This window comes from Streptomyces sp. PCS3-D2 (genome assembly GCF_000612545.2).
Taxonomy (GTDB): domain Bacteria; phylum Actinomycetota; class Actinomycetes; order Streptomycetales; family Streptomycetaceae; genus Streptomyces.
Genome location: NZ_CP097800.1, coordinates 6951568 through 6967288, shown reverse-complemented (window position 1 = coordinate 6967288; position 15721 = coordinate 6951568). Strand labels below are relative to the sequence as shown.

At 74.2% G+C, this 15721-nt stretch carries 15 protein-coding genes; 9 read left to right on the top strand and 6 right to left on the bottom strand.

All coding sequences use genetic code 11. The features are described from left to right. Positions 1-3: 3 nt before the first annotated feature. Entirely contained in the window at positions 4-1032 is a 1029-nt protein-coding gene (tdh, locus tag AW27_RS31200; RefSeq protein WP_037921911.1) for an L-threonine 3-dehydrogenase, read from the bottom strand. 201 nt (positions 1033-1233) lie between these two features. On the opposite strand from tdh, the gene AW27_RS31195 reads away from it, so the two are divergent. Beyond that, positions 1234-2142, top strand: a complete 909-nt coding sequence (locus tag AW27_RS31195) for an alpha/beta hydrolase fold domain-containing protein (protein ID WP_037921909.1) — start codon at positions 1234-1236, stop codon at positions 2140-2142. A 52-nt stretch (positions 2143-2194) separates the two neighbouring features. Here the strand turns inward: AW27_RS31195 and AW27_RS31190 are convergent, their stop codons facing one another. After that, positions 2195-2932 carry a class I SAM-dependent methyltransferase gene (locus tag AW27_RS31190; RefSeq protein WP_037921906.1) on the bottom strand — a complete coding sequence of 246 codons (738 nt, stop codon included), beginning with the start codon at positions 2930-2932 and terminating at the stop codon, positions 2195-2197. Positions 2933-3210: 278 nt separating this feature from the next. On the opposite strand from AW27_RS31190, the gene AW27_RS31185 reads away from it, so the two are divergent. After that, positions 3211-5364, top strand: a complete 2154-nt coding sequence (locus AW27_RS31185; protein WP_304949964.1) for a GAF domain-containing SpoIIE family protein phosphatase — start codon at positions 3211-3213, stop codon at positions 5362-5364. Between the two features lies 1 nt (position 5365). Here the strand turns inward: AW27_RS31185 and AW27_RS31180 are convergent, their stop codons facing one another. After that, positions 5366-7168 (bottom strand): glycoside hydrolase family 15 protein, encoded by a 1803-nt coding sequence (locus AW27_RS31180; RefSeq protein WP_037921904.1) that lies wholly within the window; start codon positions 7166-7168, stop codon positions 5366-5368. A 67-nt stretch (positions 7169-7235) separates the two neighbouring features. After that, positions 7236-7790: a DoxX family protein gene (locus AW27_RS31175; protein WP_037921902.1), complete on the bottom strand. Its 555-nt coding sequence runs from the start codon at positions 7788-7790 to the stop codon at positions 7236-7238. 122 nt (positions 7791-7912) lie between these two features. On the opposite strand from AW27_RS31175, the gene AW27_RS31170 reads away from it, so the two are divergent. Further along, positions 7913-8377 carry a MarR family winged helix-turn-helix transcriptional regulator gene (locus AW27_RS31170; protein WP_037921898.1) on the top strand — a complete coding sequence of 155 codons (465 nt, stop codon included), beginning with the start codon at positions 7913-7915 and terminating at the stop codon, positions 8375-8377. Positions 8378-8431: 54 nt separating this feature from the next. After that, a complete protein-coding gene (locus AW27_RS31165; RefSeq protein ID WP_037922854.1) occupies positions 8432-8740 on the top strand; it encodes a YkvA family protein in 309 nt (102 codons plus the stop codon). A 92-nt stretch (positions 8741-8832) separates the two neighbouring features. Here AW27_RS31165 and AW27_RS31160 read toward each other — a convergent pair whose 3' ends face one another. Together AW27_RS31160 and AW27_RS31155 are read right to left on the bottom strand one after the other, a co-directional pair. Then, entirely contained in the window at positions 8833-9471 is a 639-nt protein-coding gene (locus AW27_RS31160) for an alpha-ketoglutarate-dependent dioxygenase AlkB (protein ID WP_037921895.1), read from the bottom strand. A 79-nt stretch (positions 9472-9550) separates the two neighbouring features. Beyond that, positions 9551-10762 carry an MFS transporter gene (locus AW27_RS31155; protein WP_037921893.1) on the bottom strand — a complete coding sequence of 404 codons (1212 nt, stop codon included), beginning with the start codon at positions 10760-10762 and terminating at the stop codon, positions 9551-9553. Between the two features lie 363 nt (positions 10763-11125). On the opposite strand from AW27_RS31155, the gene AW27_RS31150 reads away from it, so the two are divergent. From AW27_RS31150 to AW27_RS31130, 5 genes are all read left to right on the top strand, one after another. Next, entirely contained in the window at positions 11126-11353 is a 228-nt protein-coding gene (locus tag AW27_RS31150) for a CbtB domain-containing protein (RefSeq protein ID WP_030657740.1), read from the top strand. 12 nt (positions 11354-11365) lie between these two features. Continuing rightward, a complete protein-coding gene (locus tag AW27_RS31145; RefSeq protein WP_037921889.1) occupies positions 11366-12193 on the top strand; it encodes a CbtA family protein in 828 nt (275 codons plus the stop codon). Positions 12194-12311: 118 nt separating this feature from the next. Continuing rightward, a complete protein-coding gene (locus AW27_RS31140) occupies positions 12312-12662 on the top strand; it encodes an ArsR/SmtB family transcription factor (RefSeq protein ID WP_037922851.1) in 351 nt (116 codons plus the stop codon). Positions 12663-12788: 126 nt separating this feature from the next. Beyond that, entirely contained in the window at positions 12789-14219 is a 1431-nt protein-coding gene (locus AW27_RS31135; RefSeq protein ID WP_236647644.1) for an MFS transporter, read from the top strand. A 52-nt stretch (positions 14220-14271) separates the two neighbouring features. Then, on the top strand, positions 14272-15678 hold the full coding sequence (locus tag AW27_RS31130; protein ID WP_037921886.1) for a hypothetical protein: 1407 nt from the start codon (positions 14272-14274) through the stop codon (positions 15676-15678). Positions 15679-15721 lie beyond the last annotated feature (43 nt).

Genomic DNA, 15721 nt, shown 5'->3' with positions numbered 1-15721 from the left:
CCCCTACGCCGTCCAGTCCAGGATGATCTTGCCGCTGCGGGCGGTCGACGCCTCGTCGAAGGCTGCCTCGAAGTCCCGGTGGGAGTAGCGGCCGGTGATGACGGGGCTGAGGTCGAGCCCGCCCTCCAGGAGCACCGTCATCGCGTACCAGGTCTCGAACATCTCCCGGCCGTAGATGCCCTTGATCGTGATCATCGAGGTGACGACCTTCGCCCAGTCGACGGGGAACTCCGTCGCGGGCAGGCCCAGCATGGCGATCCGGCCGCCGTGGGTCATGTTGTCGATCATGTCGCGCATCGCTTCGGCACGTCCGGACATCTCCAGGCCGATGTCGAAGCCCTCGCGCAGGCCGAGCTGCGACTGGGCCTCGGCGATCGAGGACTCGGCGACGTTCACGGCGAGCGTGGCGCCCGCCTTGCGGGCGATCTCCAGCCGCTCGGGGCTGACGTCGGTGATGACGACGTTGCGGGCTCCGGCGTGCCGGGCGACGGCGGCCGCCATGATGCCGATCGGGCCTGCCCCGGTGATCAGCACGTCCTCGCCGACGAGCGGGAAGGACAGCGCCGTGTGCACGGCGTTGCCGAAGGGGTCGAAGATCGCGGCGACGTCCAGGTCCACGGCCGTGCGGTGCACCCACACGTTCTGCGCGGGCAGGACCACGTACTCGGCGAAGGCGCCGTCGCGGCCCACGCCGAGGCCGATCGTGCTGCGGCACAGGTGGCGACGGCCGGCGAGACAGTTGCGGCACTTGCCGCACACCAAGTGGCCCTCGCCGCTGACGAGCGCGCCGAGCTCGATGTCCTGTACGTCCGCGCCGACCGCCGCGACCTCGCCGACGAACTCGTGGCCGAGGACGAGCGGGGTCTTGACCGCGCCCTGCGCCCAGCCGTCCCAGGAGCGGATGTGCAGGTCGGTTCCGCAGATGCCGGTGCGCAGCACCTTGATCAGCACGTCGCCGGGGCCGTACTCGGGCTCCGGGACGTCCATGAGCCACAAGCCGGGTTCGGCCTTGTGCTTGACGAGTGCCTTCATGGGTGGCTCCAGGCATGCGGAAGGGGGCGCCGCGAGCGTGCGGGGCTCGAACGGCGTCGGTGACGGGCACCAATCTGCCGATCTCCGTGGTGATCGGTCCATCGAGAGTTTCTTAAGCGGGCCGACAGCGCAGCTTCACGAGCGTGTCTTCACGCCTATGCTCCTCCCTTGACGGGGCAGGGAAAAGGGGAGGTGAGGGGCGTGCCGAGTCTGCGCAGCAGGGCACTTTCGGTGGCGCTGGCGGCGGTGGGGCGGCGAAGACGGTTCGCGAGTGCCGAGGCGGTGCGCGACCGGGTGGCGGCTGCCGCCCGCAGGCCCGCGTCGCATCTGCCGCCGCGGCGGCTGGGCCGGGTCGCTGACATCTCTCGTACGTTCGTCGGTGCCTGGCCGGTGTACGACGTGTCCCCGCTGGGGGCCGAGCCTTCGGCGCAGGTGCTGTACGTGCACGGCGGCTGCTACGTGGGCGAGCTGGAGCGCCCGCACTGGGAGCTGGTGCGGACCCTGGTGACGCGGGCCCGGGCGCGCGTCGTCGTGCCCGCGTACATCCTGGCGCCGCGCGGGACCGCGGACCGGACCGTCCCGGTCGCCACCGACCTGCTGAGCGGGCTGATCGCGGGCGGCGGCGACGGGGGGACGGTGCTGATCGGAGACTCGGCCGGGGCCGGGATGGCGCTGGCGGCGGCGCAGCGGCTGCGCGACCGCGACGGCGAGCAGCCTTCGCGGATCGTGCTGGTCTCGCCCTGGCTGGACGTGACGATGAGCCATCCGGACCAGCCGGCGATCGAGGAGGCCGACCCGCTGCTGGCCCGTGCGGGGCTGCTGGAGGCCGGGCGGCTGTACGCGGGGACCCTGGACGCCGAGGATCCCCTGGTGAGCCCGCTGTACGGGACGTTCTCGGGGCTGGCTCCGCTGACCGTGTTCAGCGGCACCCGCGACGTGCTCTCGACGGACAGCCGGGAGCTGGTGCGCCGGGCCCGCGCGGAGGGCGCCGAGGTGGAGTTCCACGAGGCGGAGGGAATGCCGCACGCGTACCCGCTGCTGGCGCTGGCCCAGGGGCGGGCGGCACGCGACCGGATCGTCGAGCTGGTCAGGTCCGCGGCGAGCGGGTGACGCCGGAGGCCGGACGGCGCGGCCCGGCCCCCGGCAGGACGCCCGGGGCCGGTTACGCCGTACAGGTCATCAGCGAGCTGATGGGCCAGGCACGGTACGCCGTCCAGTAGGCCTCGTCGCGTACGCGGTCGGCGGGCGGGGTTCGGTTGGGCTGCCAGCCGACGGTGACGAAGCCCGCCTCCACCGCCGCTTCGGCGAGGTCGCAGTGGGCCCATTCGCGGAACTCGAAGGGCACCGGCGGCTCGGTCAGGAAGTGGGCCTTCAGCAGCGGTGCGTCGCCGTCCCGGACCCGGTCGAGGATGCGGACGCCATACGGTGACCAGTCCACTCTCGGGAACGCCCCGGCGTTGGGCACGATGGCGAGCAGTCGGCCGCCGGCGCGCAGGTTGGCGCGGACGGACCGGAACATCGCGTGGAGGGTGCGGCGGTCGGGTGCGTAGCTGAAGACGTACGCGGCGGTGGCGAGGTCGAAGGGGCCGAGGTCGGGCAGGCCCGCGGCGTCGGCGACGAGGTACTCGACGTCGGGGCGGCCCTTCGTCGCCTCGTGCTCGCGGGCCAGCCTGATCATCTCCTCGGAGACGTCCACGCCGACGGTCCGCCGGGCGCCGCCACGGGCCAGCAGGCGGGTGTTGTAGCCGTATCCGCACGCCAGGTCGAGGGCGTCGAGGCCGCGCAGTCCGCCGAGCGCGTCGAGGGCCCCGTGCAGGGTGTAGGTGTCGGCCGCGGAGAAGGCCGCCGTGCTCGCGGACTCCGCATAGCGCTCGCCGATGGTGTCGTACTGGAACCGCATGCTCTGCCTTCCGGGGGCCTGCCGGGGGTGGGGCCCGTGCGTATCGTGCCCCGCGGTGCGCCCGGGCGGGCCGCCCGCACACCCGTACGCCCCCGTACGTCCCCCGGACGAGGGAAGCGGTCGGCCCATCGCGGCGGCGGTCCCGGCGGCCGGCGGGACCGGGCCGTGCACCGCGGGCGCGGTGGTGGCGGGGCCCCGTGGCGCGAGGCTGCGGGGGTCGTGGCGGCCTCGGCGCCGGGATGCCGATGGCGTCGCCGATGGCGCATGCTGACTGTGTGATGGCGAGAGCGGACGGCGTCGGCACCGCCACCGACGCCACGGTCGAGGCGCTCGCGCGGGCCGTCGCGGGCGCGGTGGAGGCCGTGGGCGGGTACGCGGGAGGGGTCTACCTGCGCTCGCGCTCCGACGAGCTCCTGCTGCTCGCCCTGTTCTCCGGGCTGCCGCTGCCGCTGTTCCGGCCGTGGTGGCGGATGCAGGTCAACCGCCCCTACCCGGTGGCCGAGGCCTACCGGTCGGGGCAGGCCGTGCACCTGACCGACGCGGAGTCGGCGATGAGCCGCTTCCCCCAGTTCGTCGCCGGGCTGCCCTTCCCGTTCGCCTCGCTGTACGAGCCGGTCTCGTCGGGGTCGGAGCGCTTCGGCGTGCTGGTGGTGCTGCGTCCGGCCACCCCCGGGGTCCCGGTCGGGGCCGGGGACCGCAAACGGCTCCGGCAGGCCGCGGACGAGCTGGCGCGCGAGCTGTCCGCCCTGTCGGCGGCGGGGGAAGCGGTGGGGTGGGAGGGGGACCCGGTGTGCATGCCGTCTCCGGCGCCGGAGACGGGGGCCGCGGGCGCCCGCGGTGCCGTGGACCGGCTCGCGCAGGCGGTGCTCTCCCTCGACCGGCAGGGCCGGATCGGCTTCGTGAATACGGCGGCGGAGCACCTTCTGGGCCTCGGCTCCGCGCATCTGCACGGGCGGCTGCTGTGGGAGGCGGTGCCCTGGCTCGGGCATCCCGCGTACGACGACCACTTCCGGGCCGTCTTCATGTCGTCGGAGCCGGTGCACTTCGCCGCCCGCCGCGGGCGACATCCGCCGGGCGCGTGGCTGGCGGTGGGCCTCTACCCGGCGGCCGACGGCGTGACCCTGACGATCGGCTCCGCCGACCCGCCCGCCTTCGCGCCGTCGGCCTCGGCCGACCCCGCCACGGGCCCGGGTTCGCCCGCCGACCAGGCGTCCGCCCTGTACCGGCCGGTGGCCCTGGCCATCGCCCTGACGGAGGCGGTCACGGCCCGGCAGGTGTCGGCGGTGGTGACCGAGGAGCTGCTGCCCGCGTTCGGCGGCCGCCAGCTGGCGATCTACCTCCTCGACCAGCGGCATCTGTACCTGGCCTGGGAGACCGGTTTCCCGCAGGGCTTCCTGGACCGGTTCGACGGCGTCGCCCTCGATGTCCGGCTGCCGGGCGTGGAAACGCTGACCACGGGCCGGCCGCTGTTCTTCGAGTCGATGCAGCGGCTGGCCGCGGCCTATCCGGGCATCCCGCTGGACGCCGACGTCGGCGCGCGGGCGTTCCTGCCGCTGATCGCCTCGGGCCGGCCGGTCGGCTCGTGCATCCTCGGCTTCGACGCGCCGCGCGGTTTCAGCCCGGAGGAGCGTACAGTGCTGACCGCGCTGGCCGGGCTGATCGCGCAGGCCCTCGCGCGAGCGCGGCGCTACGACAGCGAGGCGGCGCTCGCCCACGGGCTGCAGTCGGCCTTGCTGCCGCACCGGCTTCCGGTGCGCGAGCACGTGCGGACGGTGGGCCGGTATCTGCCCGGCTCCGCGGGCATGGACGTCGGCGGTGACTGGTACGACGTCGTCGAGACCGGGTCGGGTCGGCTGGCCCTCGTCATCGGCGACGTCCAGGGCCACGGTGTGGCCGCCGCCGCGACCATGGGCCAGCTTCGCAGCGCCGTACGGGCCTTCGCGCTGGCCGGCAGCACGCCGGAGCAGGTGATGCGCGGCACCAACCGGCTGCTCATCGACCTCGATCCGGGGCAGTTCGCGAGCTGCTGCTACGTGGTGCTGGACCCGGCGTCCGGCTCGGCCCTGGCCGTCCGGGCCGGGCACCCGCAGCCGCTGCTGCGCCGTCCCGACGGCCGCACCGAGGTACTGGACCTGGCGGGCGGGGTGGTGCTGGGGGTCGACCCGGAGGCCTCGTACCCGGTGACGGAACTGCGGCTGGAGCCGGGCGCGGTGCTCGCGCTGTACACGGACGGGCTGGTCGAGCGGCCCGGTGTGGACATCGACGAGGGGGTGGAGCGGCTTCGGCTGGCGCTGGCGTCGGCGCTGCCGGTCCCGCTGACGGAGACCGCCGACCGGCTCATCGGCAACGCCGTCGACCGGCCGGACGACATCGCCCTGCTGCTGGCGTCCCTCGTTGGCGGGACGGAGCAGCCCGACCGGGGCCGTTCCTAGCTCAGCCCGCCCCGGTCGTCCGGTGGCCCATGCCGGCCAGGGTGAGCGCGGTGTTGACCAGGCCGACGTGACTGAACGCCTGCGGGAAGTTGCCGAGTTGACGCCCGGAGACGGGATCGTACTCCTCCGCGAGCAGTCCCACGTCGTTGCGGACCGTCAGGAGGTGTTCGAACAGGACGCGGGCCTCGTCCTCGCGGCCGGTCAGGTGCAGGGCGTCGGCGAGCCAGAAGGAGCAGGCGAGGAAGGCGCCTTCGTCGCCGGGCAGTCCGTCGACGGAATCGGTGGTGCTGTAGCGGCGGACCAGTCCGCTGCGGCCGAGTTCGGCGCGCACGGCGTCGACCGTGCCGATGACCCGCGGGTCGTCGGGCGGCAGGAATCCGACCCTGGGGATGAGGAGGGTCGCGGCGTCGAGTTCGCTGGAGCCGTAGTACTGGGTGAAGGTGCCGCGCTCGGGGTCGAAGCCGTGGTCGCAGACGTCGCGGTGGACCGCGTCCCGCATGGCGCGCCAGCGGTCCGGCTCGCCGGGCAGCGAGGGGTCGTCCTCCAGGGTCCGGACGGCCCGGTCCGCGGCGACCCAGGCCATCACCTTGGAGTGCACGAAGTGGCGGCGGGGGCCTCGGACCTCCCACAGGCCTTCGTCGGGCCGGCGCCAGTTCTGCTCCAGGAAGTCGAGGAGGGCGAGCTGGATCCGCCAGGAGTGGGATTCGGCGGGCAGTCCGGCGGACCTGGCCAGGTGCAGGGAGTCGATGACCTCCCCGTACACGTCGAGCTGGAGCTGGTCGACGGCGGCGTTGCCGACGCGGACCGGCGCGGAGGAGGCGTAGCCGCGCAGCCAGGGCAGTTCGCTCTCGGGGATGCGCCGCTCGCCCGCGATCCCGTACATGATCTGGAGGTCTTCGGGGGCTCCGGCGACCGCGCGCAGGAGCCACTCGCGCCACGCGCGGGCCTCGTCGAGGAATCCGGTGGTGAGGAGCGAGCCGAGGGTGAGGGTGGAGTCGCGCAGCCAGCAGTAGCGGTAGTCCCAGTTGCGGACGCCGCCGAGTTCCTCGGGCAGGGAGGTGGTGGCGGCGGCGGCGATTCCGCCGGTCGGGGCGTAGGTGAGGGCTTTGAGGGTGATCAGGGAGCGGGTGACCGCTTCCCGATAGGGGCCGTCGTAGCAGCACTGGGAGGTCCACTCGCGCCAGTCGGCGAGGCTGGTCTCCAGGGCTGTGAAGGGGTCGGTGGGTTCGGGGCGCGGTTCGTGCGAGGGGTGCCAGGTCAGGACGAAGGCGACGCGGCGGCCGGCGGTGACCGGGAACTGGGAGCGGGTGCTGTTGGCCTCGCCCCAGGTGCGGACGGGGGGGTCGCTGTGGAACCAGGCGGAGTCGGGTCCGGCGACGGCGACGCGGTCTCCGTCGCTGCGGCGGACCCAGGGCACGACGTGCCCGTAGTCGAAGCGCAGCCGCAGGGTGCTGAGCATCCGGACGGTGCCGCTGATGCCCTCGACGATACGGACGACGTCGGGGGCGACGTCGCGCTGCGGCATGAAGTCGATGACTTTGACCGTGCCGGTCTCGGTCTCCCAGTACGACTCCAGGACCAGGGAGCCGTCGATGTAGGCGCGGCGGGTGCAGCGCTCGTCGTCGGCGGCGCCGAGGGGGGCGATGCGCCAGTGGCCGTTCTCCTCGTCGCCGAGGAGCCTGGCGAAACAGGCCGCCGAGTCGAAGCGTGGCAGGCACAGCCAGTCGATGGACCCGTCGCGGCCGACCAGTCCGCTGGTCATGAGGTCGCCGATGAGTGCGTAGTCTTCGATGGGTTGTGTCATTGGTGCGCTCTTCCCCTGATCGTCCGGGGCCAATCAGTTCGAGCCCCGGACACCCCCGAGCGACGCGCTAGTTGCGCACGAGCAGCATCACGGCGGCGAGGACGGCACCGAGAGCGAGGGCCAGGGCTCCGTGGGCCGGGCGGTGGGCGCGCAGGACGGGCAGGAAGCGGTCCGCGGCGTAGCGGCCGGGGCCGGTGAGCGCGAGGGCCGCGGCGCCCGCGGTCAGGAGGAGTTCGTACTCGATTCCGGCGGGGGCGAAGAAGGAGCCGGTGCCGTGGACGGCGATCGCGTTGACGAGGGTGCCTACGACGGCGGCGCCGGCGAGCGGAGTGAGCAGGCCGGCGGCGAGCCCGAGGCCGCCGAGGGTCTCGGTCAGGCCCGCGAGGACGGCCATGGCGTCGCCGGCGGGGTAGCCGCTGGCGGTGAAGAACTGGCCGGTGCCGCTGATGCCGCCACCGCCGAACCAGCCGAAGAGCTTCTGCGCCCCGTGCGCGGCCATGGTCAGGCCGAGCACGAGACGCAGGAGCAGCAGGCCGGCGTCCTGGCCGGGGGTGGCGGGCAGGGTTCGTGCGGCCGGGGCGGCGCCCTGCGGCTTCGTCGTGATGACGGAGGGGCTGGTCATCGTGGGGGTCCTTCCGGTGGTGCGGCCCGGGGAGGCAGGGAGAAATTTGTTCAAATTCGAACCGCTGGCCATGGACCCTAGCTGGTGATTCAAATTCGAACAACCCGTGTAGGGTGGGACCCATGACTGAACCGCGATGGCTGGACGAGCGCGAGATGCGGGCCTGGAGCGGCTTCCTGGCCGCCTCGGCCCTGGTGAACCGGCGCCTCGACCAGCAGCTGAAGGACGACGCGGGGCTTTCGCACCCGCAGTACGAGATCCTCGTGCGGCTCGCCGCGGCGCCGGGCCGGGAACTGCGGATGACGGAGCTCGCCAACGGCCTGATCAACTCCAAGAGCGGCCTGACCTACCAGGTCACCCAGATGGAGAAGGCCGGACTGGTCCGCCGCCGCAGCTGCCCCTCGGACGTACGGGGGGTCTTCGCCGTGCTCACCGATGCCGGTAGCGCGAAACTGGAGGAGGCCGCACCCGGGCACGTGGCCACCGTCCGGGAGGTCCTCGTCGACGTCCTGACCCCGACGCAGCTCGACGCGCTCGCCGAGGGACTCGGCGAGGTCGGGCGCCGACTGCGCGAACCGGGGACCTGAGGTCGCCGGCGGCCCCGGGGGTATCACCGGACGGAATCGGGGTATATGGGCGCCATGGACGGAACGGTCTGGCTCGTCGTGGGCTCGGTCGTCATGGCGGGGCTCGCCGTGGTCGCGGCCGTGCTGTTCGTGCGCGTGCTCAGGGCGCGCCGGCTCCTGGTCGACGCGGGCATCCCGCTGCACGACAAGGCCCTGTTCTGGGCCGCTCTCCTCTACACCGTCTCGCCCGTGGACCTGATTCCGGACCCGGTCTACCTGGACGACATCGGGATCCTGCTGCTGGCGCTGCGCTCACTGCACGCGGCGGCCGCGGCCGCGCGCCCGTCGAAGGAGCCCGGCGTCGACGTCCGGACCGGCGCCTGATCCGATCCGGACCGGCCCGCTCCACGCAGACTTCCCGCCGGAAGCGGTGGGCCGCGCCCGTGCGGCGTGCGCCCGGATCCACGCCCCGCGGCTCAGCGCACGCCCCGCGGCCGGAACTGGACGCTGATGCGGGGCCCGACGGCCCGCGCCGACTTCGGCACGGCGTGTTCCCTCGTCCGCTGACAGGAACCGCCCATCACCACCAGGTCTCCGTGGCCCAGCGGCAGCCTCAGCAGGGTCGCCCCGCCGTGGCGGGGGCGGAAGGCCAGGTCGCGCGGGTCGCCCACGGAGATGATGGCGACCATGGTGTCCTCGGTCGCGGAACGTCCGGTCCGGTCGCCGTGCCAGGCGACACTGTCCCGCCCGTCGCGGTACAGGCACAGTCCGGCGGTGGTGAACGGCTCGCCCAGCTCGGCGGCGTAGTGGCTGCTCAGCGCGTCCCGGGCGGCGACGAGCGAGGGGTGCGGCAGGGCCTCGCCCTCGCCGTAGAAGGCGAGCAGCCGGGGCACCTCCTCCACCTCCCGCTCGTACATCTGCCGCCGCTCGGCGCGCCAGGACACGTCGGCGGCGAGCCGCTCGAAGAGCGCGTCCGCGCCGCTCAGCCAGCCGGGCAGGTGGTCGACCCAGGCCCCGGCGCCGAGCTCGGTCCGGCGCAGCCCGCCGAGAGGGCCGGGGCCGATCTCGTCGCCCTGGTCGAAGAGGGAGCCCTGTAGAGCCCGGACCGCGTGCATGGCCCCAGCCTAACCCCTTAACCGAACAGATGCGCGAATACCTGCGGTGCGACTCGGCCCCGGCCTCCCCGCCCGCCGTTCAGAGCCGCCGGCGGGCGCGCGTACGGCGGGGTGGCCGGGTGAGGAGGGTGACGGCGAGCGAGGCAGCGGCGGCGAGGGCGATCGCCGCGCCGGCCCCCACGTACTGGGCGAGCGCCCCGGCGATCACGGCGCCCAGGCCCTGCCAGGTCATCCGCCCCGCCGATTCGACGCCCTGGACCTGCCCGCGGATCGACTCGGGGGTCAGTTCCAGGAGTTGCTCCTGGAGGGGCAGGGTGGCCGCGAAGCCGGCGCTGGCGAGGAACACCGAGATCACCAGGACAGGGGTGGGCGGGTGAAGGGCGAAGAGCAGGAAGGGGGCGGCGAGCAGCAGCCGCAGGGCGAAGGCGTGGCGGCGGCGCCGCCCTGCGGTGAGCAGCCTGCCGACGACCAGGTCGCCGAGGAGCATGCCGGCGGACCCGGCGGCCAGGAGGGTCCCGGCGCGGCCGGGGTCGTAGGAGATGAAGAGGGCCTCGCAGCCGACGATCAGGCCGTTGGGAACCCACAGGGCCGGCAGCAGGGCCCGCCTGCGGGGGTGGGAGAACACGTCGGCGTTGGTCCGCCAGGTCTGCCGCAGGCCCGGACGGCGGGTGAACCGGACCGAGTGTTCCCGGACGGTGGCCGCCACCACGACCGCCCCGAGGGCGGTGAGGCAGGCGGCGACGGCGAAGACCCCCTGGGGGCCGGCGTATCGCAGCAGTGCGGCGCCTCCGGCGTAGCCGAGTATCGCCGTCGCGCCCGCGGTCATGTTCAGCAGCGAGCGGGCCCGTGCGTATCCGGCGGCCGGCACGGCCTCGGCGAGCAGCCCGAGCCGCGCGCCGGTTGCGAGGGACTGGAAGAAGCCGAGGGCCAGCAGCAGGGCGAACCGGGCCGCGAGCGGCAGCCCGGGGACCGCCTGGGCGCAGACGCCCGCGAGCGAGGCGAGTTGGAGCAGGAGGAGGGTGCGGCGGGGGCGTTTCCCGTCGGCGACCGACATCAGCGTCAGGGCGCCCAGGACCGTCGTGAAGGTCGCCCCGTACATGCTCACGGCGGTCAGGAACGGCGAGCCGGTCTGCCGGTCGACCAGGGTGCCGAGCGCGATGCCGGACAGGGCGCCCGCGGCGGCGGTGAGGGTGAAGCTGAGGTAGAGGCCGCTGAATTCCGTGGTGCGGAGGAGGGCCCGGTAGCCGGTGGACGGCGGGGCGTCGTGGCCGGTGGCCAGGTGGGAAGGCATGAAAAAAGCCTCCGGGCGCATGCGCGGAGGACACGTGCCGAAGGCCAACGACGGGGATTCTAGCAGGACTCGCGGACCGCTCGCCGGGCATTCGACGTTTCCGAAGAGTCCGCAACGGCATTACCGCAGCGTAGGTGTGTGATCAGGGACTCACGGTCTTGGCCGCGGGCCCGCCGCACGGTAGCGTCACGGCGACATTTCCACATAGCGACGACGGCGAGACGGAAGCCCGGTGTGAATCCGGCATGGTCGCGCCACTGTGTGCTGCGGTGCCCTCGCCATGGGCGTCGCGGCGAGTCAGACCCGAGGACCGTCGTCCTGCACCACCGTATGGGACGCGTTGTTCCCCAAGGAGGTTCCATCATGGCCGAGGCTGTCGCTTCCGCTGCCATATCCACCCCCGCCGTCTCGCCGTCGGCTCCGCTGCCCGTGCGCGCGGTACTGCCCTGGGCGGTCTTCGTCGGTCTCCTGATGCTCGTGGCCCTCTACTTCGTCGGTGCCGAACAGGGCGCCACCGCCGTGTTCGCCGGTGAGGGCGTGCACGAGTGGGTGCACGACGGGCGTCACCTGCTCGGCTTCCCCTGCCACTGAGAGGCCGCGCACATGTACGCCTCCACTGTCAGAGGTCTGCTGGTCCGCGGCATGCTCGCGGGCCTGATCGCGGGGCTGGTCGCCTTCGCCGTCGCCTACGTGGTGGGTGAGCCGCCGGTACGGGGTTCCATCGCCGTGGAGGAGGCCGCCGCCTCCCATGACACCGCGAGCGCCCCGAGCGCTCACGCCGGACACGGTGGTGACGCCGCGTCGGGCGAGGCCGCCGAGGAGGAAGAGCTCGTCAGCCGGCCGGTCCAGTCGACCGTCGGCCTGGCGACCGGTGTCCTGGTCTACGGGGTCGCGCTGGGCGGCATCGCCTCGCTCGCGTTCTCGTTCGCCCTCGGCCGGGTCGGCGGCTTCAGTCCGCGGGCCACGGCCGCGCTCACCGGGGCGGGGGCGTTCGCCCTGGTCTACCTGGTGCCGTTCCTCAAGTACCCGGCCACCCCGCCGGCGGTCGGCAATCCGGACACGATCGGACAGCGCACCACGCTGTTCTTCCTGATGATCCTGCTGAGCGTGCTGCTCGGCGTCGGCGCGGTCATCCTCGGGCGGCGCCTGGCACCCCGCCTGGGCAACTGGAACGCGACGCTGGCCGCGGCCGGCGGCTTCGTCGCCGCCACCGCCGTGGCGTTCGTGTTCCTGCCGGACAACAGCGACGCGGTCCAGCCCGGTTTCCCCGCGGCCCTGCTGTGGGAGTTCCGGATGGCCTCGCTGGCCGTCCAGCTCGTCCTGTGGACGGTGTTCGCCGTCGTCTTCGGGATCCTGGCCCAGCGGCTCCTGGACGCGCGCACTGACGGCGCGGAAGTGACGGCTCAGCAGCAGGCGCCCGCCCTCGGCTGATCCACCGCCACGTGCGCGCACGGGCCTCGCACCCCCTGGGGGGGCGCGAGGCCCGTGCGCGTTCTCCCGCGTGCGCATCGGCGCACCCTTCGCGCACCGGGCGCCCTACGATGTCCGCATGAGCTCAGGCACGCGTCCGGCAGGTGCGCGGGATGCGCAGGAGCGGGGTGACCGGCTGGAGGTCGCCGCGTCCGTGCTGGCGCTGCTCGCGGACCGCACGCGACTGGCGCTGATGGAGCGGCTCGGCCGGGGCGAGGCTGACGTCACCACGCTCACCGAGGCGTGCGGCGCGGCCCGTCCGTCCGTGAGCCAGCACCTGGCCAAGCTCCGCCTCGCCGGGCTCGTCACCACCCGCAGGGACGGGCGCCGCGTGGTCTACTCCGTGCGTCACGGACACCTGCGCCGGCTGGTGGACGAGGCCATGAACGTCGCGGACCACGAGATCAGCTCCCTCCCGCCGCACGACTGAGCCCGTCGACCGGGCCCGGGGCGGCCGTGCTGGCCCGGCTCATCGCCGGCGATACGTGCACAGGTGCGCACATGTTGGCTACGCTGGCATGGCGTCATCGATCCGCCGACCGGAACGGGGCCGCCCGTGCCGTCCTCACCCTCCGTGCCGTCCGGGCGGTCAGTCCTCCGCAACGCCACCTACCGCCGCCTGTTCACCGCCCAGGTCGTCGCGCTGGTCGGCACCGGGCTCGCCACCGTCGCGCTCAGTCTGCTCGCGTACGACCTCGCCGGTGACGGTGCACCGGAGGTCCTCGGCACCGCCCTGGCGGTCAAGATGATCGCCTACGTGACGGTCGCGCCGCTGGTGACCGCCGTCGCCGACCGGGTCCCCCGCCGCGTCCTCATGGCGGCGACGGACCTTACCCGCGCCGGTGTCGCCCTGGCCCTCCCCCTCGTCACCGAGGTGTGGCAGGTCCACGTCCTGATCTTCCTGCTCCAGGCGGCCTCGGCGGCCTTCACCCCGGCCTTCCAGTCCACGATCCCCGAAGTCCTGCCCGACGAACGGGACTACACCCGGGCCCTGTCGATGAGCCGGCTCGCCTACGACCTGGAGAGCCTGTTCAGCCCGGCCCTGGCCGCGGCGCTGCTCACCGTGGTCTCCTACGACCGGCTGTTCGCCGGCACCGCCGCCGGCTTCCTCGCCTCCGCCGCACTCGTGACCACCTCCGCGCTGCCCCGGCCCGCGCCCGCCGAACGGACCGGCGGGGCATACGCCAGGACCGCCTTCGGCATCCGCCTGTTCCGGGCCACTCCGCGACTGCGGGCCCTGCTCGCCCTCGACCTGGCGGTCGCCGCCGGCGGGGCCTTCGTGCTCGTGGACACCGTCGCCGTCGTCCGCGGCCACCTCGACCGCCCCGCCGGGGCGGTATCGGTCGCCCTGGGTGCGTACGGTGCCGGGTCCGCGCTCACCGCGCTCGCCCTGCCGCGGCTGCTGCGGCGTTCCGTCGACCGCGCCGTCATGCTCCGGGCCGCCGCCGCGCTCCCGGTGGTCCTCGCCGCCGCGGCCGGGCTCACCGCGACCGGGCCCGGCGACTGGTCCTGGCCCGCGCTGCTGGCGGCGTGGGCGGCGATCGGGGCCGCGTCCTCGGCCGTCCTGACGCCCGGGGGCCGGGTGGTCCGCCGCTCCACCGCTGACGCGGACCTGCCCGCCGCCTTCGCCGCCCGGTTCTCCCTCTCCCACGGCTGCTGGCTGCTCACCTACCCGCTGGCCGGGTGGCTCGCCCCGCGGGTCGGCCTATCAGTGACCGCCGCTGCCCTGGGAGCGGTCGCCCTGGCCGCCACCGCCGCTGCGGCGGCGGCCTGGCCGGTCCGCGACCCCGACCGGCTGGACCACGTACACCCGGACCTGCCGCCCGGTCACCCTCACCTCGCGGACGCCCGCCCGGCCGGCGGCGGTTGGCGGCACGGCCACCACTACGTCATCGACCAGCACCACCACCGGTGGCCCGGGCGGGACGGCACCCGTCGGAAAAACCCTGGCCGGCCGTGGTCGGGGTCGCTACGATCACCGCGATGAACCTTCACTCCACTCACGGATCGGAGGTCCCCACCGCGCAAGGTGGGCGCTGATGCTCACTCGGACCGCGAACGGGGACTCCCGCCTCGCCCTCTGGCTCCGCGTACGGCAGTACGCCGTGCCGGCACCCATGATCGAGGCTGCGACCGCCCGCCGCCACTGCGGCGACTGGGCCGCGGCATGCGCCGCCGCAGGCTTCGATGTCGACTTCAACCTGCGTTCCCTGGCCCGCTCGCACGGCCGCGACCTCGCGGACCGGATCCGGGCCGACCTCCGCCACCTGGCCCCCGACCTGCTGCGCTGGCACATGCCGCGGATCGCTCCCCACGGGCTGCTGCGCCCCGGCCTGACTCTCACCCTCGCCCGGTACGCCACCGCCGGGCCCGAGGACACGGCTGCCCCGGTGCACCTGGTCGCCCGTACCCCACCCGCCTGGGCGGACGGCGGCCAGCGCATCGGCCTCGCGCTGTGGGACGGTTCCCGCTCCGAGGCCGGGGTCGCCGGCGCCGACCCCCGCCGCGCTGCCCGCCCCGACCGGCGCTTCCGCCTCGACCTGCACCGCCACTTGTGGGATGCCCGCCGGACGGACGAACTGCGGGCCCGCTCCGGGGCCGACGGGCCGCCGTGCCGCGATCCGTCCGGACCGGATCCCGACCTCGCCGGAGCGCTGCCACCGGAGCACGGCTGCGCCGTCGACCGGTGGGCCGCCGAGGCCGGAATCGTGCTCCGGGCCGAGGGGCGCGACACCGGCAGCATCACCGTGCGGCTCGGAGGCCGGCAACGGCTGGTCCTGGACCTGGTCCGGGACGGGCCCGGCACCGGTGCTCCCTCCCTCCGGATCCGAACCGCCCCCACGGATGGCAGCGCCCACACGCTCCCGGTACTGCCCGACGCGGCGGCCCGGCTGCTCCCGGACCTGGAACTGCTCCGCACCGGCTCCATCGAGGCCGCTCGGCTGCACCCGCTGGTCGCCGCCGCCCTGGCACCGGAGGCCGCAGCAGCACCGGCGCCGCGAACCGCCGGCCCGGAGACGGGGCCCGGGCAACCGCGTCCGGTCGAATGCCGTGGAGCCCGGCACCGCATCGGCCTCGTCGACGGGGTGCTGACACCACTGGACCACGGCCCGGACGAGGTCCGGCGCGAGGAACTGCTGGCGGCCCTGTCCGGAACTCCCCTGCCCTGTCTGCGGGCCATCGACGCGGCACACCGCCGGCCGGACTGCCTCACCGGCGTCCGTGAACGCCTCGACCACGGAGACCTCACCGGCGCGCTGGCCGTCGTCGAGGGCCTGTTGGGCCCGGACGCCCTGCTGCGTCCGGGCGCCCTGCTGGACGAACTGGAGGCGGCCGCCCGACGGCGGATCACCTACGGGCTGTTCCGTGCGGGCCTGGCCGGCCCCGGGCCCAGACGCCTCCCCCCGAATCCCGTTCGCGCCCGGCACGCCCGCCGGGCCTCCTGAGCACCGGCGGGCCGCGCCGTCGGCCGTGCCCGCCGCGCCCCCT